24 protein-coding genes are annotated in these 25,913 nt (G+C 66.0%); 22 read left to right on the top strand and 2 right to left on the bottom strand.

Features of this window, described 5'->3' with window-relative positions:
• Positions 1-55 precede the first annotated feature (55 nt).
• From E4O92_RS04940 to E4O92_RS04915, 6 genes are all read left to right on the top strand, one after another.
• The gene (locus E4O92_RS04940) at positions 56-208 is read left to right on the top strand and encodes a rubredoxin (RefSeq protein ID WP_135188700.1); all 153 of its coding nucleotides are present in this window, start codon (positions 56-58) and stop codon (positions 206-208) included.
• Positions 209-380: 172 nt separating this feature from the next.
• Positions 381-779: a response regulator gene (locus tag E4O92_RS04935; protein ID WP_135188639.1), complete on the top strand. Its 399-nt coding sequence runs from the start codon at positions 381-383 to the stop codon at positions 777-779.
• 16 nt (positions 780-795) lie between these two features.
• Positions 796-1,164 carry a response regulator gene (locus tag E4O92_RS04930; RefSeq protein ID WP_135188638.1) on the top strand — a complete coding sequence of 123 codons (369 nt, stop codon included), beginning with the start codon at positions 796-798 and terminating at the stop codon, positions 1,162-1,164.
• Between the two features lie 3 nt (positions 1,165-1,167).
• A complete protein-coding gene (locus E4O92_RS04925) occupies positions 1,168-1,680 on the top strand; it encodes a chemotaxis protein CheW (protein ID WP_135188637.1) in 513 nt (170 codons plus the stop codon).
• A gap of 34 nt (positions 1,681-1,714) precedes the next feature.
• Complete coding sequence (locus E4O92_RS04920) at positions 1,715-4,024, top strand: methyl-accepting chemotaxis protein (protein ID WP_135188636.1); 2,310 nt, start codon at positions 1,715-1,717, stop codon at positions 4,022-4,024.
• A gap of 9 nt (positions 4,025-4,033) precedes the next feature.
• Entirely contained in the window at positions 4,034-9,112 is a 5,079-nt protein-coding gene (locus E4O92_RS04915) for a hybrid sensor histidine kinase/response regulator (RefSeq protein ID WP_135188635.1), read from the top strand.
• A 7-nt stretch (positions 9,113-9,119) separates the two neighbouring features.
• Here the strand turns inward: E4O92_RS04915 and E4O92_RS04910 are convergent, their stop codons facing one another.
• Positions 9,120-10,568 carry a cryptochrome/photolyase family protein gene (locus E4O92_RS04910; protein ID WP_135188634.1) on the bottom strand — a complete coding sequence of 483 codons (1,449 nt, stop codon included), beginning with the start codon at positions 10,566-10,568 and terminating at the stop codon, positions 9,120-9,122.
• A 182-nt stretch (positions 10,569-10,750) separates the two neighbouring features.
• Between E4O92_RS04910 and E4O92_RS04905 the strand changes: the two genes are divergently transcribed.
• From E4O92_RS04905 to E4O92_RS04880, 6 genes are all read left to right on the top strand, one after another.
• Positions 10,751-11,413 (top strand): YqgE/AlgH family protein, encoded by a 663-nt coding sequence (locus tag E4O92_RS04905; protein ID WP_135188633.1) that lies wholly within the window; start codon positions 10,751-10,753, stop codon positions 11,411-11,413.
• Positions 11,414-11,415: 2 nt separating this feature from the next.
• Positions 11,416-11,811 carry a Holliday junction resolvase RuvX gene (ruvX, locus tag E4O92_RS04900; RefSeq protein ID WP_135188632.1) on the top strand — a complete coding sequence of 132 codons (396 nt, stop codon included), beginning with the start codon at positions 11,416-11,418 and terminating at the stop codon, positions 11,809-11,811.
• Positions 11,795-12,313, top strand: coding sequence for a bifunctional pyr operon transcriptional regulator/uracil phosphoribosyltransferase PyrR (gene pyrR, locus E4O92_RS04895; RefSeq protein WP_135188631.1), 519 nt, complete (start codon positions 11,795-11,797; stop codon positions 12,311-12,313). Before ruvX ends, pyrR begins: the two co-directional genes overlap by 17 nt.
• The gene (locus tag E4O92_RS04890) at positions 12,306-13,271 is read left to right on the top strand and encodes an aspartate carbamoyltransferase catalytic subunit (RefSeq protein WP_135188630.1); all 966 of its coding nucleotides are present in this window, start codon (positions 12,306-12,308) and stop codon (positions 13,269-13,271) included. Before pyrR ends, E4O92_RS04890 begins: the two co-directional genes overlap by 8 nt.
• Positions 13,268-14,557, top strand: coding sequence for a dihydroorotase (locus E4O92_RS04885; RefSeq protein ID WP_135188629.1), 1,290 nt, complete (start codon positions 13,268-13,270; stop codon positions 14,555-14,557). Before E4O92_RS04890 ends, E4O92_RS04885 begins: the two co-directional genes overlap by 4 nt.
• A gap of 73 nt (positions 14,558-14,630) precedes the next feature.
• Entirely contained in the window at positions 14,631-15,368 is a 738-nt protein-coding gene (locus E4O92_RS04880; RefSeq protein ID WP_135188628.1) for a lysophospholipid acyltransferase family protein, read from the top strand.
• 149 nt (positions 15,369-15,517) lie between these two features.
• Here the strand turns inward: E4O92_RS04880 and E4O92_RS04875 are convergent, their stop codons facing one another.
• Entirely contained in the window at positions 15,518-16,369 is an 852-nt protein-coding gene (locus E4O92_RS04875; RefSeq protein ID WP_135188627.1) for a symmetrical bis(5'-nucleosyl)-tetraphosphatase, read from the bottom strand.
• Between the two features lie 69 nt (positions 16,370-16,438).
• On the opposite strand from E4O92_RS04875, the gene rfbB reads away from it, so the two are divergent.
• The 10 genes from rfbB (at position 16,439) to E4O92_RS04825 (ending at position 25,853) form a co-directional block, all read left to right on the top strand.
• Positions 16,439-17,485: a dTDP-glucose 4,6-dehydratase gene (gene rfbB / locus E4O92_RS04870; RefSeq protein ID WP_135188626.1), complete on the top strand. Its 1,047-nt coding sequence runs from the start codon at positions 16,439-16,441 to the stop codon at positions 17,483-17,485.
• Positions 17,482-18,363 (top strand): glucose-1-phosphate thymidylyltransferase RfbA, encoded by an 882-nt coding sequence (gene rfbA, locus E4O92_RS04865; protein WP_135188625.1) that lies wholly within the window; start codon positions 17,482-17,484, stop codon positions 18,361-18,363. The genes rfbB and rfbA overlap by 4 nt, the downstream gene beginning before the upstream one ends.
• The gene (rfbC, locus tag E4O92_RS04860) at positions 18,363-18,908 is read left to right on the top strand and encodes a dTDP-4-dehydrorhamnose 3,5-epimerase (RefSeq protein WP_135188624.1); all 546 of its coding nucleotides are present in this window, start codon (positions 18,363-18,365) and stop codon (positions 18,906-18,908) included. Before rfbA ends, rfbC begins: the two co-directional genes overlap by 1 nt.
• A complete protein-coding gene (rfbD, locus tag E4O92_RS04855) occupies positions 18,905-19,762 on the top strand; it encodes a dTDP-4-dehydrorhamnose reductase (protein ID WP_135188623.1) in 858 nt (285 codons plus the stop codon). The genes rfbC and rfbD overlap by 4 nt, the downstream gene beginning before the upstream one ends.
• A gap of 215 nt (positions 19,763-19,977) precedes the next feature.
• Entirely contained in the window at positions 19,978-21,078 is a 1,101-nt protein-coding gene (locus E4O92_RS04850; RefSeq protein ID WP_135188622.1) for a glycosyltransferase family 4 protein, read from the top strand.
• An 80-nt stretch (positions 21,079-21,158) separates the two neighbouring features.
• A complete protein-coding gene (locus E4O92_RS04845) occupies positions 21,159-21,470 on the top strand; it encodes an H-NS histone family protein (RefSeq protein WP_135188699.1) in 312 nt (103 codons plus the stop codon).
• Positions 21,471-21,635: 165 nt separating this feature from the next.
• Positions 21,636-23,018 (top strand): phosphomannomutase/phosphoglucomutase, encoded by a 1,383-nt coding sequence (locus E4O92_RS04840; protein WP_135188621.1) that lies wholly within the window; start codon positions 21,636-21,638, stop codon positions 23,016-23,018.
• A 12-nt stretch (positions 23,019-23,030) separates the two neighbouring features.
• Entirely contained in the window at positions 23,031-24,014 is a 984-nt protein-coding gene (gene waaC / locus E4O92_RS04835; protein WP_135188620.1) for a lipopolysaccharide heptosyltransferase I, read from the top strand.
• Complete coding sequence (gene waaA / locus E4O92_RS04830) at positions 24,011-25,291, top strand: lipid IV(A) 3-deoxy-D-manno-octulosonic acid transferase (protein ID WP_135188619.1); 1,281 nt, start codon at positions 24,011-24,013, stop codon at positions 25,289-25,291. Before waaC ends, waaA begins: the two co-directional genes overlap by 4 nt.
• A 46-nt stretch (positions 25,292-25,337) precedes the next feature.
• Positions 25,338-25,853: a YcxB family protein gene (locus E4O92_RS04825; RefSeq protein WP_135188618.1), complete on the top strand. Its 516-nt coding sequence runs from the start codon at positions 25,338-25,340 to the stop codon at positions 25,851-25,853.
• Positions 25,854-25,913 lie beyond the last annotated feature (60 nt).

The following is a 25,913-nucleotide window of genomic DNA, read 5'->3' as shown; positions in this document are numbered from 1 at the left end:
AAGGATTGATACCGTGAGTAGTAACCAAACGACTGTCCAGGAATACAAAACCTGGATGTGCCTGATCTGCGGCTGGGTCTATGACGAAGAGGCCGGATCGCCCGAAGAAGGCCTGGCGCCAGGCACTCGCTGGGCCGACGTGCCGATGAACTGGACCTGTCCGGAATGCGGCGCGCGCAAGGACGACTTTGAGATGACCGCAATCTGATCGCGATTTGATCCAGCCCGCGCGCGGCGGCTTAGCAAGACAATAACGACGTTTATCAGCTCAACAACGGGAAGTTCGGCGCATTTGCGCTAAGTTGATTCGATGCAACACTTCCCGCCACAAGCACGGCGCCCTATGCTATCGTGCTGACTCATGCTTGAGCGAAACTGATATGACGACATCGCCGCAACCGACGGGCCTCACGATCATGGTGGTCGACGACAGCAGCACGATTCGCCGATCCGCCGAGATCTTCCTCACCCAGGCCGGCTACCAGGTGGTGTTGGCCGAAGACGGGTTCGACGCACTGGCCAAGATCAACGACCACCGGCCGGCGCTGGTGTTCTGCGACATCCTGATGCCACGCCTGGACGGCTACCAGACCTGCGCGCTGATCAAGAAAAGCGCGCGGTTCCACGCCACCCCGGTGCTGATGCTCTCGTCCAAGGACGGCCTGTTCGACCGCGCGCGCGGCGCGATGGTCGGTTCCTCAGCTTACCTGACCAAACCGTTTTCCAAAGACAGCCTGCTGGCGGCCGTGCGCGAGCACGCCCTGCAGGCTGATGATTGATTTGCCGGAGCCACCAGTGGCCATACAAAAAATCCTGATCGTCGACGATTCGCCGACCGAACGCTACTACCTGACCGACATCCTGGTGAAGAACGGCTTTTCCGTGACCACCGCCGACAACGGCGAAGACGCGCTGGCCAAGATCCGCAGCGAAAAGCCGCAGCTGATCCTGATGGACGTGGTGATGCCCGGTGCGAACGGGTTCCAGGTCACGCGCTCGATCGCGCGCGACCCGGAGCTGTCCCAGGTGCCGATCATTATCTGCAGCAGCAAGAACCAGGAGACCGACCGCATCTGGGGCATGCGCCAGGGCGCGAAGGATTACCTGGTCAAGCCGGTCGACCCGGCGCAGCTGCTGGCGCGCATCGCCACGCTCGGCGGCTGACAAATGGACGAGACCGCACTCGCACCCGCTCGCCGCATCAGCTTGCGCGAATACCAGGCGCAGCTGATCGAGCGTGTGCAGGCGGCGGCGCAGGGCGACGCCGGCAGGCAGGCGCACCAGCTGGGGGTGGCGATCGGCGAGGCCCGCTACCTGGTCGACTTGCTCGACGCCGGCGAGATCGTGCCGCCGGTGGCGATCACGCCGGTGCCGCTTACCCAGCCGTGGTACCTGGGCCTGGCCAACGTGCGCGGCAACCTGGTCGGGGTGATCGACCTGGCGCGCTACTTCGGCTTTGATGAGAGTGCGCAGGCGGGTTCGTCCGGGCGCCTGGTCACGTTCGCGCCGCGGCTTGGGCTCAATTGCGCACTGCTGGTCTCGCGCGTGTACGGGCTGCGTCACGCGGCCGACATGCAGGCCAGCGGCGAACGGTTGCGCGACGTTGATGCCAACGAATGGATGCCGCTGTCGCTGGCGGCGCTGGCGCGGGAAGAGCGCTTCCTGCAGGTCGGACTCTAACCACAAACAATAGCAACAGGTTCAGGGAGCTGGAATGGGATTCGCTTCGAAGTTTTCAACCGGGTCTTCCAAGGCAGGGACGCACGACGACACCGTGCTGGCCTCGCCCGATACCCAGTTCGGCGCTGGCCTGATGCCTGAGCCGGCGCAGGTGCGCTCGGCCGATGACGCCGCGCTGCGGCTTGGGGACCTGGGCAATGTGGTGCGGCGCAGGCAGCGCGCGGCCGCGGCCGCGGCCAGCTTAGACGCCGATCTGCGCCTGCCGCTGATCGGCCACATGTCGCTGCCGCGCCAGCTGCGCATCGTGCTGGTGGGCGCGGTGATCGGCATTGGCCTGACCATCCTGGCGCTGTGGCAGAACTCGGCCAGCCGTACCCTCGCCGCAAGCCAGACCCAGATCGCCAGCGACGCGCTGATGCATTCGCAGCGGATCGGCAAGGCTGCGCCCAACGCGCTGCACGGGCGCCTGGACGCCTTCGGCCAACTGCAGGAAAGCCAGGCCCGGCTCACGCGCGACCTGGCGGTCTTGTCCCTGGGCGGCGATTACAATGGCCGCAGCATCCCGGCGCCCTCCGCCGAACTGGCGGCCCAGTTGTCCAAGGCGCATGCCAAATGGACGGCGACGGAAGGCGCGGCCGGCACCATCCTGAAAGCCAAGCCGCAGCTGGTCGCCTTCGCCGAAAGCCTGAAAGAGGTCGAGGCCGCGGCTTTCACACTGCAGGCGACGCTGGAGCAGGTGCTGGCGCAGAAGGCGCAGCAGGGCGGCAGCGCGCGCGAGCTGGCGGCGCTGGGGCGCCTGGCGCTGCTGGCCGAACGCCTGACGGCGCTCGCCCGCCAGTTCCACAGCGCGGACGGCGCCGGCGCCGAGACCGCGAACCGGATGGGGCGCGACAGCGAAGCCTTCGCCGCCACGCTCGCGGGCCTGCTCGATGGCAGCGCCGCGCTGGGCCTGGCCCCGCTGCGCGAGCCCGCTCTGCGCGCGCAGCTGGAACAGGTGCGCGCCGGATTTGAACCGTACCACAACCTGGTCACAGCCTACCTCGACAAGCTCGACAAGTTCAACAGCGCGCAAAGCGCCGGCCAACTGATCGTACGCGACAACGAAAGCCTGAAAAAGCTGCTGGCCGATGTGCAGTCGGCCTACCACAACCAGCAGGAGTCGACCGACGGCTGGTTCTGGCTGCTGATCGTGGCGTCGATCTGCACGCTGGCGATGGGCGGCAGCATCAGCCGCGTCATGCTGCAGGATTCGCGCAACCGCACCCGTGGCGCCGACGCGCGGCGCCAGGAAGCGGACGCGCTGCGCCTGCTGGCACAGGCCAAGGAAGAGGAGGCCAAGGCCACCAACGACCAGAACCAGGCCGCGATCCTGCGCCTGATGAACGAACTGCAGGAAGTGGCGGACGGCGACCTGACCGTGCACGCCACGGTGTCCGAGGACATCACCGGCGCGATCGCCGACTCGGTCAACTACACGGTCGAGGAACTGCGCGCCCTGGTGGTGCGGGTGATCGACACCGCCGCCCAGGTGAACCAGGCCTCGAACCACGCGCAGAACATCGCAAGCGAGCTGTTTGCCGCGACCGACCAGCAATCGCGCGAGATCAAGGAGACTTCGAGCACCGTGCTGCGCATGGCGGGCGAGATCACCGACGTGTCGCGTTCGGCCATTGAATCGGCCGAGGTGGCGCGCCAGTCGGTGGCCGCGGCGCAGCAGGGCGCGACCGCGGTGCAGAACGCGATCCTGGGCATGCACGAGATCCGCGAGCAGATCCAGGAAACCTCCAAGCGCATCAAGCGCCTGGGTGAATCGTCGCAGGAAATCGGCGAGATCACCGAACTGATCTCCGACATCACCGAGCAGACCAACGTGCTGGCGCTCAATGCCGCGATCCAGGCGGCGGCCGCCGGCGAGGCGGGGCGCGGCTTTTCGGTGGTGGCCGAGGAGGTGCAGCGGCTGGCGGAACGCTCGGGCGAAGCGGCCAAGCAGATCGGCACGCTGGTGCGCGCGATCCAGACCGACACCCACGACGCGGTGGCGGCGATGGAACAGTCGACCCAGGGCGTGGTCGAGGGCGCGCGCCTGTCGGATGCGGCCGGCGCGGCACTGGCGGACATTTCGCGCGTGTCGAACCGGCTTGCTGAGCTGATCCAGGGAATGGCGTTCGCGACCGAGCTGCAGGCGACATCGGCCAGCGGCGTGGCGAACAACATCCAGCACATCCTGTCGGTCACCGAGCACACCCAGCACGGCACGCAACAGACCGCGCACTCGATCCGCCAGCTGGCGCTGCTGGCGCAGGAACTGAAGGACTCGGTGTCGCGCTTCCGCGTCGCCGCTTAGAAATCACGCATGACCATGACCTCCACCGCATTCGACACCGGCCCGCTGTCCTGGGTGATCGGCGAAGTGCGCGATGCGCTGGCCAGCAGCGGCGCGGCCGTGCGCGACGCCACCGCGCGCAGCCTGCCTGCCCAGCCGACCATGCTGCTGCACGCGAAAACCCATTTGCACCAGGCGCACGGCGCGCTGCAGATGGTGGACGTGCTTGGTGTCGGCGTGCTGGCCGAAGCGGCCGAGCAGGCGCTGGACCGCTTCAAGGACGGCGCGCTTGCCTGCACCATTGATAACGCGCAGCCGGTGCTGGAAGCGTTCCAGGCGCTGTCGGAGTATCTGGAAGAGCTAATGGCCGGCCAGCCGCCGCAGCCGCTGCGGCTGTTTCCATACCACCGCGCGCTGCAGGAACTGCTGGGGGCGCAGCGGGTCCATCCGTCCGACCTGATGGAGCTCGATTTGTCGGCTGAGGTGGACTGGCCGGCGCCCACCGGGCCGGTCACCGCGCCCGATTACGCGGCCTGCCGCGCACGTTTCGAAAAGGCGCTGCTGCCGTTCCTCAAGAGCCTTGAGGCGGACGACCAGCGCAGCCACGCAGAGGCGCTGCAGGAGGCGATCGCGCCGATCGCGCACGCGCAGCAGGAGCCGCAGGCGCGCACGTTCTGGCAGGCGATGCACAGCGTGACGCAGTTGGTGGCGCAAGGCCAGCTCGCGAGCGACCTGTACCTCAAGCAGCTGTTCGGCCAGATCAACCTGCAGGTGCGGCGCCTGGCGCAGGGACAGGGCAGCCTGCCTGACGCCATGCTGCGCGATGCGCTGTTCTTCATCGCCGCAGCAAAGCAACCGCACGCAGAAGCACAGCTGCTGCGCCGCACCTTCGGCATCGACAATCAGGTACCAGACGGCTACGCCGAACGCCGCTATGGCAAGATCGACCAGGCCGCGCTGCGCCAGGCGCGCGAGGCGCTGGCCCAGGCCAAGAGCGACTGGGACCGGCTGGCGGGATCAGGCGGCGACAGCAAACTGGAACAGGGCTTTGCGCAGGGCCTGGCCAGGCTGGCGGCGGCGGGCGACAAGCTCGGCGTTCCCGCGCTGGCGCGGCTGCTGCATGCGATTGCACACGCGGACGCTGGACCGGGCGCATCCGGACGCGGCGAGCAGTTCGGACTGGAGATGGCCGCGGCGCTGCTGTTCGCCGAGCACGGGCTCGACCAGGTTCGCCAACTGCCGGACGAGTTTGGCGCTGATGCCGAAGCGATCGGCGCGCGCCTGCTGGCGCTGGCGCAGGGAGAGACGCCGCCGGAGCCGCCGCAGGGCGAACTGGCGCGCCGGCTGCAACAGGAGCGCAGCCTCGCGGTGCTGGCGGGCGAGATCGGCAACGGCCTGCGCCAGGTCGAAAAGCTGCTCGACGCGTACCACGAAAACCTCGGCGCGGGCTCGGGTGCGGTGGTCGGCCAGGCCGGGCCGCTGCTGCACCAGATCGAGGGTGCGCTCGCGATTCTCGACCAGGATCAGGCGGTACGCGCCGTGCGGCACGTGAAGTCCGGAGTGGACCGGCTGGCCGCAGCCGGGCAGGAAGATTCGGCTGCTCTGCTGGAGAACATCGCGCACAACGTCACCGCGCTCGGTTTCTTCACCAACCTGCTGGCCCAGAACGGCGAAGTGGCGCGTGCCCGGTATATCTTTGACGAGGCTGCGGGACTGCTGCGCGAAGGGATGGACGTCATCGCGCCTGTCTCTGGCGAGGTCCATGAGCCTGTGGCACCCGCGCCTGCGACCGCGGAGGCAGGCGGCGAAGGCGCGATCGAAGCGGAACTGCTCGAGATCTTCATCGCCGAAGCACAGGAAGTGCTTGCGTTCGTCGGCGCTACGCTGCCTGCGGCCCGGCTTGAGCCGGCGAACCAGGACCTGCTAGCGATGCTGCGCCGCTCGTTCCACACGCTCAAGGGCAGCGGCAGGATGGTCGGGCTTGAGCATTTTGCGCAGACCGCGGCGGCCATCGAACGGGTGATGAACCTGTGGCTGGCCGAGTGCCGCAGCGCGAGTGCGGACCTGCTGGCCCTGCTCGAAGCCGCGCACGCCGAACTGGCGGCCTGGGTCGCGGAGCTGGCCGCCGATGGCATGTCGTCCCGCATTGGGGAAGCGCTGGTGGCCGCGGCAACGCGTGTGCAGGAAGACGGGCCGTTCGTGCTTGACCAGCCAGTGCAAGCTGCCACGCCGGAGAGCACCGTACGTGTCGGCGAGCGCGAGATTCCGGCCGCCTTGCACAACATTTATCAGGCCGAGGCCGGCCAGCTGGTGCGTGCGCTGGCCCAGGACCTGGAGCAGTGGCGAGCCGAACCTGCGCGTCCCGCTTCAAGCCAGGCGATCAAGGCGGCGCACACGCTGGCCGGCACCTCGGCCACGGTCGGCTTTGCCGCGTTGCGCGACCTGGCCGGCGCGCTCGAGGCGGCGCTCGAACGGCTGGCCATCCCGGACCGGGTGCTTGATGACGCCGGCCGTGACCTGCTCGACGCCACGCGCGAACGCGCGCAGGCGATGCTGGACGAGTTCGCGCACGGCGACATGGCGCCAGAGCAGCCGGAACTGATGGCGCAACTGGACACACTGGGCGCCGCCGTCGCCATGATTGATGCCGCTTCCGAATCTGCGCAGGGGCTTGATGCACTGTTTGCGGCCACCTACGAAAGCCTGCTGACCGGCACGCCGGAAGGGCAGCCGCTTGCGCCGATCGAGGCCATCGAAGAACAGTCCGTCGACCTCGCAGCCGAGGCGGACGACAACCGGTTCGATGCAGCCGAGATGGCGCTGGCGCCACCCCTGCTTGAACAGGCGGCGCAAGACGAGCCGGCCGCGGCCAGCGTGCAGGCGGAACGGCCGGCGGCCGAAACGCTGTTTTCCGACGACCTCGACCCGGACCTGCTGCCGGTGTTCCTGGAAGAGGCGGCCGACCTGTTCCCACAAATCGGCAAGGGACTGCGCCAGTGGCAGCAGGACCTTGCGGACCCGGCGCAGGCCCAGCACCTGCTGCGTGCCCTGCACACCGTCAAGGGCAGCGCGCGCATGGCCGGCGCCATGCGCCTGGGTCAGCACACGCACGAGCTGGAGACCCAGATCGAGCGCATGGTCCACGGGGGAGGCGCGACCGCGGACATGTTCGACGAGCTGATGGCCAGCTACGACCAGGCGCTGCTGCTGTTCGAGCAGTTGCAGCAGGGCGAGTCGAGCGCTGCACCTGCGCGCGGACCAGTGCCGGAGCCGGCGCGGGACGCGGCCGACGGCACGCGCACGCCGCTGGTGCGGGTGCGTGCGGACGTGCTCGACCGCCTGGTCAACCAGTCCGGCGAAGTGTCGATCACACGCTCGCGCATCGAAACCCGGTTTGGTTCGCTCAAGACGGCGCTGGCCGACTTCTCCGACCACCTGGCGCGCCTGCGCCGGCAACTGCGCGAAGTCGAGTTGCAGGCTGAATCGCAGATTGCGTCGCGCCTGTCGATTTCGGGCGAGCGCGAATTCGACCCGCTTGAATTCGACCGCTTCACGCGCCTGCAGGAACTGACGCGCATGATGGCCGAGAGCGTGAGCGACGTGGCTTCGTTCCACGAGAGCCTGGCGCGCACGGTCGATGGCGCCGGCGCCGACCTGGCATCGCAGTCGCGCCTGACACGCGACTTGCAGCGCGACCTGATGCGGGTGCGCATGGTGCCTTTCGCGAGCCTGTCCGAGCGCCTGTTCCGGGTCGCGCGCCAGACCGCGAAGGAGACCGACAAGCGGGTGAACCTGGACATTCGCGGCGGCGCGGTCGAGATCGACCGCAGCGTGCTGGAGCAGATGGCCGCGCCATTCGAACACCTGCTGCGCAACGCGATCGTGCATGGCGTCGAGACGCGCGAGCAGCGCGCGCTGCGCGGCAAGCCGGAGACCGGCGAACTGCTGATCCAGGTCAGCCAGCAGGGCAACGAGGTGGCGATCGAGTTTTCGGACGACGGCGCAGGACTTGACCTGGCGCGTATCCGTGCCAAGGCGCGCGCCAGCGCTCTGCTGGCGGAGGACGCCGAGGTGTCCGACGCCCAGGCTGCGGAGTTCATCTTCGCGCCGGGCTTTTCGACCGCACAGGCGCTGACCGAACTGGCCGGACGCGGCGTGGGCATGGACGTGGTGCGTTCCGAGGCGCAGGCGCTGGGCGGACGGGTGGCGGTTGCATCCGAGCCCGGCAAGGGCACCCGCTTCACAATCCGTCTGCCGCTCACGCTCGCCGTGGCCCAGGTGGTGCTGGTGGCCGCCGGCGGCAGAACCCATGCGCTGCCGTCAACCCTGGTGGAGCAGGTGCTGCAGGTGCGCGATGCGGAACTGGAGGCTGCGCACGCGGCCGGCGCCTTGACGGTGCAGGGGCAGCGCGTGGCGCTGCACGCCTTGCCGGCGCTGCTCGGCGAGACGGCGTCGCCGTCTGCGCCCCGGCGTTCCTCGCCGGTGATGATTCTGAAAAGCGGCGACGAGCGCATGGCGCTGTGGATCGACGAAGTGCTGGGTAATCGCGAGGTGGTGGTCAAGAACATCGGCGTACAGCTTTCGCGCGTGGCCGGTATCTCGGGCGCCACCGTGCTCGGTTCCGGCGACATCGTGCTGATCCTCGATCCGCTGGCGCTGGCGCAGCGCGGCGCCTGGCGGCGCATGCTCGCGGCGAACGCGCCCGGACAGCAAGCGGTGCGGCGCCATGTGATCATGGTGGTGGACGATTCGCTCACCGTGCGCAAGGTCACCCAGCGCCTGCTCGAGCGCGAAGGCTACCAGGTCATGCTGGCCAAGGATGGCGTCGATGCGCTCGAACAGCTGCAGGAGGCAAGGCCCGACCTGATGCTGGTCGATATCGAGATGCCGCGCATGGACGGGTTCGACCTGACGCGCCATGTACGCGGCAACGCGGCCACGCAGGCGATCCCGATCGTGATGGTGACCTCGCGCACCGCCGACAAGCACCGCAACTACGCGCTGGGCCTGGGGGTGAACGCCTACTTCGGCAAGCCGTTCCAGGAGCCTGTCCTGTTGGCGGCCATCCTGGAGTTGCTCGGCTCAGGCGTGGCGGAACCGGTTGGTTGAAGGCCGGTCAGGTGCGCCTGACGGCCTCATATCGCTCAAGCGTGTGTTTGCGCGCCTGTTCGTGGTCCACTATCGGGAACGGATAGTCGCGGCCGAGCACAATACCTGTCGCACTGAGCGCGTCTGGCTCGGCCAGCCACGGCGCATGGATCTGCTTCGCATCGAGCGCCGCCAGCCGTGGCACCCAACGTCGAATGAAGTCACCCTGCGGATCGAATTTGCGTGACTGGGTCACCGGATTGAATATCCTGAACCACGGCTGCGCGTCGCAGCCCGTGGATGCGGCCCACTGCCAGCCGCCGTTGTTCGACGCAAGCTCGTAGTCGTTCAGGTGCAGCGCGAAATAGCGCTCGCCGCGGCGCCAGTCGATGCCCAGGTCCTTGACCAGGAAGCTGGCGGTCACCATCCGCAGCCGGTTGTGCATGAACCCCGTCTGGTTCAACTGCGCCATCGCGGCGTCCACCAGCGGATACCCGGTGCGTCCTTCGCACCAGGCCGCAAATGCCTGGTCCGCCTGCGGACCGGTTTCCCACCCGATCGCGTCGTATGCCGGCTTGAACGCGTGTTCCACCACCTGCGGGTGATGGAACAGGATCATCTGGTAGAACTCGCGCCAGATCAGTTCCGACAGCCACGATGACGCTCCCGCCCCGCCCGCGCCGCTTGCCATCAACTGCTGTACCGTGCGTACCAGGTAGCGCACCGATGTCGTGCCGAAGCGCAGGTGCATCGACAGGCGGGATGTGGCGTCTTCGACCGGAAAGTCGCGCGCGGTCCCGTAGTTCGCAAGGCACGGGATGAAGCGCTCGAACAGCTGGGCCGCGCCCGACATGCCGGCGGGTTTCGCTGGCGCCTGCGGGACCATGAAACCGAGCTCGCCGAGCGAGGGCAGCGCGCAGCCGTCCGGCGCGCTCGCGAAGCGCTCATGAAACGGTTCGATCGTGAACGGGCTCGTTGCCTGCGGTTCGGCCGCCAGCAGCTTGAGCCAGGCATTCTTGTATGGCGTGAACACCGAGAAGGGCTCGCCGCCCTGTGTCATCACCTCGTCCTGCTCGAACACCACCTGGTCCTTGAAGCTGCGGAACGCGCGTCCCGCATCGCGCAGTGCCGCCGCCACCGCGGCGTCGCGCGTGATCGCTTGCGGTTCGTAGTCACGGTTGGCAAACACCGCGTCCACTTGGAGCTCCGCGGCCAGGCGCACGATCTCGGGCAGTGCGCGGCCGCGGCGCACGATCAGGCCCGCGCCAAGCCGGCGCAGCGCAGCGTCCAGTTCGGCGAGGCTCTCGTGGATGAAGTGCACGCGCCGGTCGTCACGCGGCAGCGGCGCGAGGATGTCGTCGTCGAACACGAAGGCGCAGTAAACCCGCCCTGATGCGGCCAGCGCGTGATGCAGGGCCGCGTGGTCGAAGCTGCGCAGGTCGCGCCGCAACCAGACCAGGGAATTGGTTATTTTCATCGATGTGTGCCGAATCAATGCGGTAAAGAAACTTCCTGATTACCATCTAAGGGTGGTGGCGCGCGTCATGGCGCTACCATGGGGCGCCGGCGCAAATCAGTGTAAACTATCGAAAAGCCCAACTGTTGTAGTCCGGAACCTAGCGGTAAGTCATAGAGAGTGAGCCAAAAGAGAGTACGCGTATGAAAAAGAGCAAAGTCGGCAAAACTCTACCGATGCCCGCGCTGCCGCAGCAGCAAGAGAACGAGCTTGGGCACGGTACGGCAAGCGCTACCAGAGCGGGCCTGAACCTCGCCAACCACTTCCTGATTGCCATGCCCTCGATGCAGGACCCGATCTTCGGCGGCACCGTGGTCTACATTTGCGAGCACAACGACAAGGGCGTGCTCGGCGTCGTGATCAACAAGCCGACCGACATGACGATGGACGTGCTGTTCGACCGCATCGACCTCAAGCTGGCCGACGGCCTGAAGAGCCGCGTGGGCAGCGAGCCGATCATGTTCGGCGGCCCGGTGCAGGACGACCGCGGCTTCGTGCTGCATTCGCCCGGCGGGCGCTACTCGTCCTCGCTGTCGGTCACCGACGAAGTCGCCTTCACCACCTCGATCGACGTACTCGAGGCAGTGGCCGCCGGCGGCGGTCCGCAGCGCATGCTGGTCTCGATCGGCTATGCCGGCTGGAGCCCGGGGCAGCTGGAAGAGGAAATCGCCCGCAACGGCTGGCTCACGGTGGGCGCCAACGCGCACGTGCTGTTCGACCTGCCGATCGAGGAGCGCTACAATGCCGCCATCAAGCTGCTCGGCATCGATCCGCTGATGCTCGCTTCCGAGGCCGGCCATGCGTGACAATGGTTGACATCGTTTTCGGATTCGACTTCGGCGTCAAGCGTATCGGCATCGCGATGGGGAACACCCTCACGGGGCAGGCGCAACCACTCACCGTCATCAAGGCCATCGACAACGCGACCCGGTTCAGAATCATCGGCGAACTGATTGAACAGTGGCGCCCGGCGCGGCTGGTGGTCGGCGAGCCGCGCCACCCGGACGGCGCCGAGCATGAGATGACCCTGCGTTCACGGCGCTTCGCCAATCAGCTGCACGGCCGCTTCAACCTGCCGGTCGAGCTGGTCGACGAGCGCTATTCGTCGGCCGTGATCCCCCAAAAGCGCGGCGAGATCATCGACGCCAAGGCCGCCGCCATCATTTTGCAACAATACCTGGATGACCATGCCAACATCAACTAGCGAATTCGACGCCGAGGCGCTGTACCGCGCGCTGCTCGAACAGGTCCGATCTAGCCTGGCGGGCGTGCCGGACCCTGCCATCATCGGCATCTACTCAGGCGGTGCCTGGCTTGCCGAGCGCCTTGCGCGCGATCTCGGCCTCACGGCACGCCTGGGTTTCATCGACGTCTCGTTCTATCGCGACGATTATGCCAAGAAGGGCCTGCACCCCGAGGTCAAGCCGACCCAGATCGGCTTTAACGTCGACGGCGCCACCATCCTGTTGGTGGACGACGTGCTGTACACCGGCCGCACCACGCGCGCCGCGATCAACGTGCTGTTCGACTACGGGCGCCCGGCCGCCATCAAGCTGGCCGCGCTGGTTGACCGTGGCGGACGCGAACTGCCGGTGGCGGCTGATTTCGTCGGACAGCAGCTGACCCTGCAGCCGGGCCGTTCGCTCGCCCTGCAGCGCGACAGCCATGGTCAACTCTCGCTCACGATTGAAGACGACAATGCTTAACCCGCAACTGAACAAAAACGGCGAACTGCAGCATCTCTTGACGATCGAAGGGCTGCCCAGGTCGATCATCTACCACATCCTCGATACCGCTTCGAGTTTCGTCGGCATCTCGGACCGGGAAGTGAAGAAGGTGCCGCTCATGCGCGGCAAAAGCGTGTTCAACCTGTTCTTCGAGAACTCCACGCGCACCCGCACCACCTTCGAGATCGCGTCCAAGCGCCTGTCGGCCGACGTCATCAACCTGAACATCGCCGCATCCTCTACAGCCAAAGGCGAGTCGCTGCTGGACACGATCGACAACCTGTCGGCCATGCATGCCGACATGTTCGTGGTGCGCCATTCGCAGTCGGGCGCGCCGTACCTGATCGCCAAGCACCTGAACGAAACCGGCCGTCACGACATCCACGTGGTCAACGCCGGCGACGGACGCCACGCGCACCCGACCCAGGGCCTGCTGGACATGTACACGATCCGCCACTACAAGAAGGACTTCAACAACCTGACGGTGGCGATCGTGGGCGACATCCTGCACAGCCGCGTGGCGCGCTCGGACATCCACGCCCTGACCACGCTGGGCGTGCCCGAGGTGCGCGCGATCGGCCCGCACACGCTGCTGCCGGGAGGCCTGGAACAGATGGGCGTGCGCGTGTTCACCGACATGGACGAGGGCCTGAAGGATGTCGACGTGATCATCATGCTGCGGCTGCAGAACGAGCGCATGACCGGCGCGCTGCTGCCTTCTGCCCAGGAGTATTTCAAGAGCTACGGCCTGACGCCGGAGCGCCTGGCGCTGGCCAAGCCGGATGCAATCGTGATGCACCCGGGCCCGATGAACCGCGGCGTGGAAATCGACTCGGCGGTCGCGGATGGCGCGCAGGCGGTGATCCTGCCGCAGGTGACTTTCGGCATTGCGGTGCGGATGGCGGTAATGAGTATTTTGGCGGGAACCCACGGATGAAACTACATATCAAGAACGGGCGACTGGTCGACCCGGCGAACGGTATTGATTCGGTCAAGGACCTGTTTATCGCCGACGGCAAGGTAGCCGCGGTCGACCATCCGCCAGCCGGTTTCGACGCCGTGCGCACGATCGACGCGTCGGGCCTGGTGGTCGCGCCGGGATTGGTCGATTTGTCGGCGCGCCTGCGCGAGCCGGGCTACGAATACAAGGCCACGCTGGAATCGGAAATGCACGCCGCGATGCATGGCGGGGTGACGACCCTGGTCTGCCCGCCGGATACCGACCCGGTGCTGGACGAACCGGGCCTGGTCGAGATGCTCAAGCACCGTGCGCGCATCCTGAACCGGGCGCACGTGCACCCGCTGGGCGCGCTGACCGTGGGCCTGAAGGGCCAGGCGCTGACCGAGATGGCCGAGCTGACCGAAGCGGGTTGCATCGGCTTTTCCCAGGCCGAGGTCCCGATCGGCGACACCACCGTGCTGATGCGCGCGCTGCAGTACGCGAAGACCTTCGGCTACACGGTGTGGCTGCGCCCGCAGGACCCGCACATCGGCCGCGGCGGCGTGGCGCACAGCGGCCCGCTGGCCTCGCGCCTTGGCCTGTCCGGCGTGCCGGTGATGTCCGAAACCATCGCCCTGCACACGATCTTCGAGCTGGTGCGCGCCACCGGCGCGCGCGTGCACCTGTGCCGCATCTCATCGAACGCCGGCCTGGAGCTGGTGCGCGCGGCGAAGGCCGAGGGGCTGGCGGTCACCTGCGACGTCGGCATCCACCACCTGCACATGACCGACGCCGACATCGGCTTTTTCGACCCGAACGCGCGCCTGACGCCGCCGCTGCGCAGCCAGCGCGATCGCGACGCGATCCGCGCCGCCCTGCTCGACGGGACGGTTGACGCGGTCTGCTCGGACCACACTCCGGTGGATGACGATGAAAAGCTGCTGCCGTTCGCGGAGGCGTCGCCTGGCGCCACTGGCCTGGAACTGCTGCTGTCGCTGATGCTCAAGTGGGCCGAGGAGCAGCGCGGCGTGGGTGCCGAGGCGGCGCTGCGCCACGCGATCGCCAGGATCACGATCGATGCGGCCCGCATCGCCCAGCTCCCGGCCGGGCACCTGTCGGTCGGCGCCAGCGCCGACCTGGTGCTGTTCGACCCGCAGGTGCGCTGGACGGTGACGCCGGGCGCGCTGGCCAGCCAGGGCAAGCACACGCCGTTCCTCGGCTACGAGCTGCCCGGCCGGGTGCAGGCGACGATCGTCGCCGGCCGAGTCGCCTACGAGCGCTAGCGGGCTACCGCCCTTTGCGGCGGTCCCGGCCGCAAGGGTACAATCGAGTGCCCTTAAGTATGTATGGAATAACTTGAACATCCAGCTCGCCTGGCGCCTGACCCGCGTCGTCCTCCACCTGTGCGCCGGCCTTTGCACGTGCGCGCTGGTGTTCCCATGGGCGAGCTGGACGCGGCGTGACCGGCTCATTCGCAACTGGTCGCGCCGCCTGCTCGGGCTGTGCCGCGTCACGGTCGAGCAGGTGCCGGGCAACCAGGCGCTCCCGTGCGCGCTGATCGTGGCCAACCACATTTCGTGGCTCGATATCTTCGTCATCAATTCCCTGTACCCTTGCCGCTTCGTGGCCAAGGCCGAGATCCGGCGCTGGCCGCTGCTCGGCTGGCTGGTCGCGAGCGCCGGCACGGTGTTCATCGAGCGCGGCAAGCGGCGCGACCTGCGCGACATCTTCAAGGATCTGGTGGCGGTGCTGGCACAGGGCAACCGGGTCGCGTTTTTCCCGGAAGGGACGACCGCGCTCCAGGGCACACTGCTGCCGTTCCATGCCAACCTGTTCGAGGCTGCGCGCGACGCCGACGTGGCAATCCAGCCGTTTGCGCTGGAGTATGTCGATGGCCGGGGCGGACATCACGGCGCGGTCGATTATGTGGGGGAGACCACCTTTGTCGACAGCCTGTTCATGATCCTGTCGGGCGAGCCGGTGCTGGCGCGCCTGACGTGCCTCGCGCCGATCGCGACCAATGGGACGCATCGCCGCGAGCTGGCCAAGGCGGCGCAGTCGGCGGTGGCCGGGGCGCTGCGGCCGCGGACTTGAAAAATCGTAGGGTGCGCGGGGCCGCCGAGGACCTGTGCGCACGCGGTACGGTTGCGCAGAGTTGGCGTGCGCGTAGTCACCGCATGCTGACTTGCGGCTGCTGCCTCGTGACGCCACCCTCGCGAACCGCGTGCGCACAGGTGCGCACCCTACGAGGGTTTTGCGCCGCTGTGCGGGCGGTACTCCGGGCAGTCCACCTGCAGGAGCGCGCGGTCGTCCAGGCACACGGCACTGAGCTTGCCGCCCCAGACGCAGCCGCTGTCCAGTCCCACCAGGTTCGGCCGCAGCACCAGCCCCATCGCCGACCAGTGCCCGAACACCACCGTCACGTCGGCCGTCTGGCGGCCCGGAACTTCGAACCACGGCAGCAGGGTCGACCCCTCCGGTCCGCGGTCGCTTTCCTTGTGGATGAAGTCCATCGTGCCGTCCGGCTCGCACAGGCGCAGGCGGGTGAGCGCGTTGACGATGCAGCGCAGGCGCGCAACGCCTTCCAGCGCGTCGTCCCAGCGATCAGGCTCGTTGCCGTACATCTGGCCGAGAAAGCCAATCCATTCGTCGCTGCGCAGCACCGCTTCGACTTCGCCCGCGAGCGCCATGGTTTTGGCCGCGCTCCATTGCGGCGGCACGCCCGCATGCACCAGCAGGTGCGCGTCGACGAACATCGCGAGCGGACGTTGGCGCAGCCATGCGATCAGTTCGTCGCGGTCGGGCGCGGCGAGGATCTCGCCCAGCGTGTCGGACTTGCCGAGCTGCCGGGCCCCGGCCGCCACCGCCAGGAGGTGCAGGTCGTGGTTGCCGAGCAGGGCTTCGACCTTGCCGCCGCTTGCCTCGGACAGCGCCTTGATGCGCCGTAGCGCGGCCAGCGATTGCGGGCCGCGGTTGATCAGGTCGCCCACGAACAGGATGCGCGCATCCCCGCCCGCGTCTTCGTAAATGTGGTCGAGCAGGACCTGCGCCTCGTGGGCGCAACCCTGCAGGTCGCCGATGACGTACGTTCTCATGCCTTTTTTGATAATGTCAGGTTTCACATAGAATTGTGGCCTGGTTTCTAACCCTTCACGGGATACTAAATGATTTTGGTAACTGGAGGGGCCGGTTTCATCGGTTCGAACTTCGTGCTGCATTGGCTGGCACGCCACGATGAGAGCGTCCTTAACCTCGACAAACTTACTTACGCCGGCAACCCGGACAACCTGGCAAGCGTCGCGGACGATCCGCGCCATCGCTTCGTGCATGGCGACATCCGCGACCGTTCGCTGCTGGCCGCGCTGCTGTTTGAACACCGCCCGCGCGCGATCGTGCACTTCGCGGCGGAAAGCCACGTCGACCGCTCGATCCTCGCGCCTGGCGAATTCATCAGCACCAATGTCGAGGGCACGTTTGCCCTGCTGGAAGCTGCACGCGCCTACTGGGACGGCCTCGACCAACCCGCGCGCGCCGCGTTCCGCTTGCTGCACGTGTCGACCGATGAAGTTTACGGTTCGCTGGGGCCGTGCGACCCGCCCTTTACCGAATCGACCGCCTACGCGCCCAATAGCCCGTACGCGGCTTCCAAGGCCGGATCCGACCATCTGGTACGCGCCTGGTGCCATACCTATGGCCTCCCGGCGCTTATCACGAACTGCTCGAACAATTACGGTCCTTACCAGTTTCCGGAAAAGCTGATTCCACTGATGATCGTCAACGCATTGGCGGGCAAGCCATTGCCGGTGTATGGCGACGGTCGTCAAGTGCGCGACTGGCTGCATGTGCTTGATCACTGCGCGGCGCTGGAGCGCGTGTTGCAGGCGGGAGTTCCGGGGCAGGTCTACAACATCGGCGGCGCCAGCGAAATGGCGAATATCGACGTGGTGCACACGCTGTGCGATGTCCTTGACCGGCTGGCTTTGAAACCGCATAGCTATCGCGCGCAAATCGAATATGTCGCCGACCGCCCGGGGCACGATCGGCGCTATGCGATCGATGCCACGAAAATCCATCGTGAACTCGGCTGGAAGCCTGAGGAAACGTTTGCCAGCGGAATCGAGAAAACCGTGCGCTGGTATCTCGCGCACGCGGATTGGGTAGCGCGGGTGCAGGCGGGGGCTTATCGCGCACCGCTCGGAGCTGCGCAATGAGACGCAAGGGAATCATCCTGGCCGGCGGTTCCGGCACGCGCTTGTATCCCATGACGGTCGGCGTGTCCAAGCAGTTGCTGCCGATTTACGACAAGCCGATGATTTACTATCCCTTGAGCACACTGATGCTGGCGGGGATACGCGATATTCTCGTCATTGCCACACCGCGCGACCTGCCGCGCTTTCGCGAATTGCTCGGAGACGGTTCGCAGTGGGGCATCAACCTGGCCTATGCGGTGCAGCCGGCGCCGGAAGGGCTGGCCCAAGCCTTTATCATCGGCCGCGATTACCTGGCCGGCGCGCCGTCGGCGCTGATCCTGGGCGACAATGTCTATTACGGCCACGGGCTGGACCAGAAATTGGCCGCGGCGGGAGCGCACGAGCTTGGGGCCACGGTGTTTGCATATCACGTGCTTGACCCGGAACGTTACGGCGTGGTCGAATTCGGTCCGGACCGGCAGGCGCTGTCGATCGAGGAAAAGCCGCGCCAGCCGAAATCGAATTACGCGGTAACCGGCCTGTATTTCTATGACAGCCAGGTGTGCGATATCGCGGCCACGATCCGGCCATCAGGCCGGGGGGAGCTCGAGATCACCGACGTCAATCGCGCCTACCTCGATTGCGGCCGGCTGCGGGTCGAGGTGATGGGGCGCGGAATGGCATGGCTCGATACGGGAACCCACGAGTCGCTGCTCGATGCCTCGCAGTTCATCGCGGCGATCGAAAAGCGCCAGGGATTGAAGGTTGCGGTGCCCGAGGAGATTGCATACCGCAAAGGGTTTATCGATGCCGGCGCCCTCGAACGGCTGGCTGAACCTTTGAGCCAGACCGGCTACGGCCAATACCTGCTGCAGGTCCTGAACGACAAGGTGTTTTAATGAAGCTGATCCAGACCGCGCTCCCCGAAGTGCTCGTGTTCGAACCGCAGGTATTTGGCGACGAACGCGGCTTTTTCTTCGAAAGTTTCAATGTCCGGCGTTTTGCCGATTTGACCGGGTTGCATCCGCAGTTCGTTCAGGACAATCACTCGCGGTCGGCGCAGAACGTGGTGCGCGGCCTGCATTACCAGGTCGGCCGCCCGCAGGCAAAGCTGATCCGGGTGGTGGCCGGCAGCGTGTTCGATGTGGTGGTCGACATGCGCCGCGCGGCGCCGACCTTTGGCCGTGCGGTGGTGACCGAACTGTCGGCCGAGAACCGGCGCCAGATCTGGGTACCGCCCGGTTTCGCCCACGGTTTTCTCGCCACCAGCGACCATGCCGAATGCCTGTACAAGACCACCGATTACTGGTCGCCGGAAAACGAGCGTACCTTGATGTGGAACGATCCGGCGCTCGGGATCGACTGGCCCTTGAGCGGCGCGCCGATCGTCTCGCCCAAGGACCGGGAAGGCCGGCCGTTCGCTTTGGCGGAGGCGGTCGAATGAGGATCTTGCTGCTTGGCGCGCGCGGACAGGTCGGCTACGAGCTCGAGCGCTGCCTGCAGGGACTGGGCACGGTGGTGGCGCTTGACCGCACGCACATGGACCTGGCGGACCTGGACCGGGTGCGCGAGGCGGTGCGCGCGGTGCGCCCTGGCCTGATCGTCAATGCGGCCGCCTACACCGGGGTGGACATGGCGGAAAGCGAGCCGGAGCTGGCGCGGCGCATCAATGCCGAAGCGCCGGCGGTGATGGCGGAGGAGGCGCGCCGGCTGGGTGCGGCCATGGTGCAATATTCGACCGACTACGTATTTGACGGCAGCAAGGACGGCCCCTACGTGGAGACCGACGCGCCCGCGCCGCTCAATGTCTACGGCCACACCAAGCTGCTGGGCGAACAGGCCGTGGCCGACGCCGCCATTGCCCACCTGATCCTGCGCACCAGCTGGGTCTACGGCATGCGCGGTCATAATTTTTTGCGCACGATGCTGAGGCTTGCCGCCGAGCGCGGGGAAGTGCGGGTCGTTTCAGATCAGCACGGCGCTCCGAACTGGAGCCGCACGGTGGCCCAGACCACGGCCGACATCCTGACCCAGGCCGAGGCCGGGGGACCGTCCTGGTGGGAGGAGAACAGCGGCCTTTACCACTTGAGTTGCCACGGGCAGACCACATGGAGCGATTTCGCGCAAGAGATCTTTGCCGCGACCGATACCCCTTGCCGTGTCGCGCCAATTGCGACCCAGGACTATCCCACGGCGGCGCGCCGCCCGCGCAATTCGCAGCTCGATTCAAGCCTGGTGCGCTCGCGCTTTTGCCGCATCCCGCATTGGCAGGAAGCGCTGCGGCTTTGCCTGAAATAAGTGCAGCTCGCGCGCCAGATCCGGCAAATTGCGATTTGCCTCAATCTAAATCTTCCAGTACAAGATAAACTGTCGTGTTCGAGGGCGAAACTCGCTTCGGGTACAATATGCATGAGCGTATTGACAACGCTGCCCTCTACCCAATAAGCTGCTTGCGCTTCCCGCAGGGGCAGGGCACGAGCCTGCCATGAAGAAAGTGCCCATAAAGAAAATAAATGTTTTCGTTTCTCGTGAGCTTTGTCGTCTCTGCGCTGTTGACCTTGCTGGTGATTAAGCAGGTCATATTGCACGCACCCGCCCTCGATTCCAATTTCGGCGGCGTCCAGAAAGTCCATGCGCATTCGGTTGCCCGGATCGGCGGTTTGCCGATTTTCCTTGCGGTAACAATCAGTGCCGGAATATCAGCATGGCGTGTACCCGCACTCACCCATTGGCTGGTGGCGCTGGTGTTTTGTTCATTTGCCGCATTTATCGGCGGCATAGTAGAGGACTATACCGGCTCGGTGCGTGCCTCCAGGCGGCTGGTATTGACCATGGTCGCCGCGCTGCTGGGTTATTTGCTGCTGGACGCAAAAGTCGGGCGTATCGATTTCCCGTTCGGTTCGCTGCATTTGACCAGCGTCTGGATCATGCTGCCATTGACGGTGCTGGCAGTGGCCGGGATCGCGAATGCGATTAACATCATCGACGGCTTTAACGGCCTGGCCAGCGTGGTCACGATCTTCATGCTGGCATCGCTCGCCTACGTGGCGCTGCAGGTGGGGGATATGTTTATCCTGGTGACGGCGCTGATGGTGGCGGGCGCCACCGCCGGCTTCCTGATCTGGAATTACCCGGTCGGGCTGATTTTCCTCGGCGATGGCGGCGCCTACTTTATCGGCTTCATGCTGGGGGAACTGGCGCTGTTGCTGGTAATGCGCAACCCGCAGGTCTCGACCTGGTACGCCGCGCTGCTGTTGATTTATCCCGCATTCGAAACGGTGTTTTCGGCTTATCGTCGCATGTTCGTGCGCGGCAAATCGCCGGCGATGCCCGACGGAATTCACCTGCACAGCCTTATCTTCAGGCGGATTGTGCAATGGACGGTGGGCCGCAAAGAAGCGCGGGCGCTGATGAAGCGCAATGCCCGGACTTCGCCCTATCTGTGGTTTTTTTCCCTGATGGCGGTTATCCCGGCTACGGTGTTCTGGCAGAATACGGCGGTACTCATAATCTTCTGTTTGTTGTTCATTATCAGTTACGTATGGTTGTATGCGCGTATTGTTCGATTTAAGTCCCCACGCTGGCTGATTTGGCACAAGAAGGACTGGCATTAAGCGAGCGCCGTAGTATTTTGAGACATTTGGTGAGTTTTCGCTTAAAATCTGTTTCACCCCCAACTTTCCGAGGAATGATGATGGACCTTTCAAATATGTCGATTGGTGATTTGCGCAACCTGCAGGACCAAATCAAGCAGGAAATGAAAAAGCGTGAGCAGGAAGAAGTCCAGCGTGCGCGTGAGCAGATCCAGGCAATTGCCCAGCGCGTCGGAGTTCCTCTGAAAGACCTGATCACCAGCAGCGGCCGTGGCGCCAAAACCGGCTCGGTCGCCGTGCGTTATCGCCACCCTGAGAACGCAGCGCAGCAATGGACCGGCCGTGGCCGCCAGCCGAAATGGGTCAAGGAATGGGTCGAAGGCGGCAAGTCGCTCGACAAGCTGCGCGTCTGACGCACAATCCGGCCGGCGGGCCTGGCATTTGTCCGGGCCCGGCTTGCCGCTCTCCCGCTTACCGCTACAATATCTCCTGCTGTTATCCCACCAATCGGCGGCCGGCTCCTTCAGCCTGCCGTGCCGGCTGCGGCCTGGTCCGCATCACTTTCCAAGGTCAAGAACATGGTTGCTCTGTCAAAAACGATTTTTAAGGCTTATGACATCCGCGGCGTGATCGGCAGCACACTCGACGCCGGCATTGCCCGCAAAATCGGCTACGCGTTCGGCGCCGCCGCGCTGGCGAAGGGAGAGCGCCAGGTCGCCATCGGGCGCGATGGCCGCCTGTCCGGCCCCGACCTGGCCGCAGCAACGGCCGCCGGCCTGCAGGACGCCGGCGTGGACGTGATCGACCTGGGCATGGTCGCCACCCCGATGCTGTACTTCGCCACCAATGTGCTGGGCACCCGTTCCGGCATCATGGTCACAGGCAGCCACAACCCGCCCGACTACAACGGGTTCAAGATGGTGCTGGCCGGCGAAGCGATCCATGGCCAGGCGATCGAGGCGCTGTACCACGCGATCGCCGCGCACGATGGCAGCGTTGCCGCGCAGCGGGGCGGCTACTCGACCCACGACATCCGCGCTGCGTACATCGAGCGCATCGTCGGCGACGTCAAGCTGGCGCGTCCGATCAAGATCGCGGTCGACTGCGGCAACGGGGTGGCCGGCGCATTTGCGCCCGAGCTGTTCCGGGCGATGGGCGCCGAGGTGATCGAGCTGTTCTGCGAAGTGGATGGCAGCTTCCCCAATCACCATCCCGATCCGGCCCATCCGGAAAACCTGCAGGACCTGATCCAGTGCCTTGCGAGCACCGATGCCGAGATCGGCCTCGCGTTTGACGGCGACGGCGACCGGCTGGGCGTCGTCACCAAGGACGGCCAGATCATCTTCCCGGACCGCCAGATGATGCTGTTCGCGGCCGATGTCCTGGCCCGCCATCCGGGCGCGCAGATCCTGTACGACGTCAAGTGCACGCGCCACCTGGGCGCATGGATCGCTGAGCATGGTGGCCAGCCGCTGATGTGGAAGACCGGCCACTCTCTGGTCAAGGCCAAGCTGAAAGAAACCGGCGCCCCGCTGGGCGGCGAGATGAGCGGGCATATCTTCTGGAAGGACCGCTGGTACGGCTTCGACGACGGCCTGTACTCGGGCGCGCGCCTGCTCGAGCTGCTTACCCGCGTGGCCGACCCGTCGGCGCTGCTGAATGCGCTGCCGATCTCCAGCAGTACGCCGGAGCTGCACCTGCAGCTTGCCGAAGGCGAGAACTTCGCGCTGATCGACAAGCTGCGCCAGCAAGCTCAATTCCCGGGCGCCGAGCGCATCGTCGACATCGACGGCCTGCGCGTCGAGTACGCCGACGGCTTTGGCCTGGCGCGCTCGTCCAACACCACGCCGGTCGTTGTGCTGCGCTTCGAAGCCGAAACCCCTCTCGCGCTGGAGCGCATCCAGGGCCAGTTCCGCGACGTGATCCTGGCCGCGAAACCGGACGCCCGGCTGCCGTTTTGAAGTGAGAAACGATTGAATATCCTGCTGGTGCGTGTGTCGTCGCTCGGCGACGTGCTGCACAACCTGCCGATGGTGGCCGACATCCTGCGCCACCATCCCGATGCAAAGATCGACTGGGTGGTGGAAGAGGGCTACGTGAGCCTGGTGCGCCTGAACCCGCACGTTCGAAAAATCATTCCGTTCGCGTTGCGGCGCTGGCGCAAGAGCCTGCTCAAAGCGTCCACCCGCGCCGAGATCAAGGCGTTTGTCCGCGACCTGCGCGCGGAACAATACGACTACGTGTTCGATACCCAGGGGCTGATCAAGACCGGCCTGATCATGGGCGCGGCGCACACCAAAGTGGGCGGCCACAAGTACGGCATGGGCAACGCCAGCGAAGGGTCGGGTTACGAGAGCCTGTCGCGCATCTTCCACAGCCACAGCGTCAAGGTCGAGCCGCGCGCGCATGCGGTCACGCGCGGACGCGAGGTCGCGGCCAGCGCGCTCGGTTACCAAGTCGACAGCCTGCCCGACTTCGGCCTGCCCGCGCCAGATCCAGCGGCACCGCGCCCAGAATGGATGCCGTCAGAACCCTGGGCGGTGTTCTTTCACGGGACCGCGCGCGACGCCAAGAAGTGGGCCACCGCCAACTGGATCGAAACCGGCAAGGCGCTCGCCCCGATGCCGGTGCTGCTGCCCTGGGGCTCGGAAAAGGAAAAGCGCGAAGCAGAGGCGATCGCCGCGCAGCTGCCCAACGCGCGCGTGCTGCCCAAACTGTCGATGACGGACGCGGTAAAGCTGGCCCAGCATGCGGACCTGGCGATCGGTGTCGATACTGGCCTCACCCACATCGCCGCGGCCTTCCTGCGCCCGACTGTCGAAATCTACTGCGATTCGCCGCGCTGGAAAACCGAGGGCAACTGGTCGCCGCGTATCATCAACCTGGGCGACACCGGCGCGCCGCCGTCGGCCGTTGACGTGATAGCCGCCGCGCGCCAGCTCCTGGTGCGTGCATGATTCGCGCGCTGTACTCGCTCCTCTGGTGGCTGGCGCTGCCTGCCGTGCTCGTGCGCCTGTGGTGGCGTGGCCGCAAGGAGCCGGGCTACCGCGCGCATCTGGGTGAACGTTTTGGCTTTTACGGCAAACCGCTGCCTGGCCGGCATACGATCATGGTGCATGCCGTCTCGGTCGGCGAAACCCGCGCGGCCGAGCCGCTGGTCGAAGCACTGCTGCGCGCATGGCCTGACGGACGCATCCTGCTTACCCACATGACCCCCACCGGGCGCGCCACCGGCCGGGCACTGTTCGCGCGCCACGGCGAGCGCGTGGTGCAGTCCTATCTGCCATACGACACCGGCTTCATGGTGAAACGCTTTTTGCGCCATTTCCGGCCCGCGGCCTGCATCCTGATGGAGACTGAGGTGTGGCCGAACCTGATCAAAGCCTGCCATGAGCGGCGCGTACCGGTCGCGCTGGTCAACGCCCGCCTGTCGGAACGCTCGCTGCGGCGCGGTGAGCGCTTCGGCCGCCTGATGCGTGACGCGGCACGTGCGATCACGCTGGCCGCAGCACAGACCGAAGCCGACGCCGCGCGCATCCGTTCGCTCGGCGCGCCCAACGTCACGGTTACGGGCAGCATCAAGTTCGACGTGGTCGTGCCCGACGCCGCGCTCGAAACTGGCGCCTGGCTGCGTGCGCGGATCGGGCAGCGCCCGGTGCTGCTATGCGCCAGCACGCGCGACGGCGAGGAGGCCTTGATCCTCGATGCTTACCTGCGCATGCCGTCGCGCCCGGCCGGCATGCTGCTGGCGGTAGTGCCGCGCCATCCGCAGCGCTTCGACGAAGTGGCGCATATGGTCGAGGCGCGCGGCCTGACGGTGCAGCGCCGTTCGCAGCTGGGCCGGGCCGCCGTTACCGCGGACATCACCGCCGACGTGCTGCTGGGCGACTCGATGGGCGAGATGTTCGCCTATTACGCCGCGTGCGACTGCGCGTTCATCGGCGGCAGCCTGCTGCCGCTGGGCGGCCAGAACCTGATCGAAGCGGCCGCAGTCGGCAAGCCGGTGCTGGTCGGCCAGCACACCTTCAACTTCCAGCAGGCGACTGAGGAAGCGGTGGCGGCGGCTGCCGCGCTGCGCGTGTTTGACGCCGATGAACTGCTGCGCGTGGCAGCAGGCCTGCTTGCCGATCCGGCGCAGCGCGCGGAGATGGGCGAGCATGGGCTGGCCTTCGCGACCCGCCACCGGGGCGCCACCGTGCGCACTGTTGAACTCTTGCGACAAATAATTTCCTAGGGTTTGTTACCATTCTCTTTTGAGTGAGTAGACGAAAGGGGGGCGCATGTTGTGGTCGAATCGCCAAGCGCCGGCCGAACAGGCGGCAGAATGTGCCGAAATCGCGGCGACCGCCGCGGAAGCGCCATTGGCGTTGGCGCTGTCTGTCGGCTGTGCCCCATGCGAATTGCATTTTTGGGTGCGTTATTCGCTTTCCGAATACGTCAGCTTCATGTGGCAGCACACCGGGTTCCTGATCCGCCGGCGCCGCATTGGCTGGCCGGTTAACGTCTACATGCGGATCAAAAGCACGCTTGGTGCGGCGCTGAACTTCATGCTGCTGCGCCGCGCGCGGCGCATGTATGAATTCACCATCGACGACCATGGTATCGTGCGCACCAGCGATACCGGCGTGTCGCTGATCGGCTGGGACGACGTGATGGGGCTGCGCAGCTACGCGCGCGGCCTGATGATGGTCTTAAAGCGCGGCACGCTGCCGATCCCGTTCCGCTGCCTCAAGGGCGACGAGGCCGACGCGTTGCGCGCCCTGGTGGCGGCGCACAAGGGCGGCGGGCAGGAGTAGAACCCGCGTAGGGGGCGCGGGGCCGCCGAGGACCTGTGCGCACGCGGTTCGCGAACGTAG

Origin of the sequence: Massilia horti (genome assembly GCF_004614195.1) — a bacterium.
GTDB lineage: Bacteria > Pseudomonadota > Gammaproteobacteria > Burkholderiales > Burkholderiaceae_D > Telluria > Telluria horti.
The sequence above is the reverse complement of the archived record's forward strand: the minus strand, read 5'-3'. Positions and strand labels throughout refer to the sequence as shown.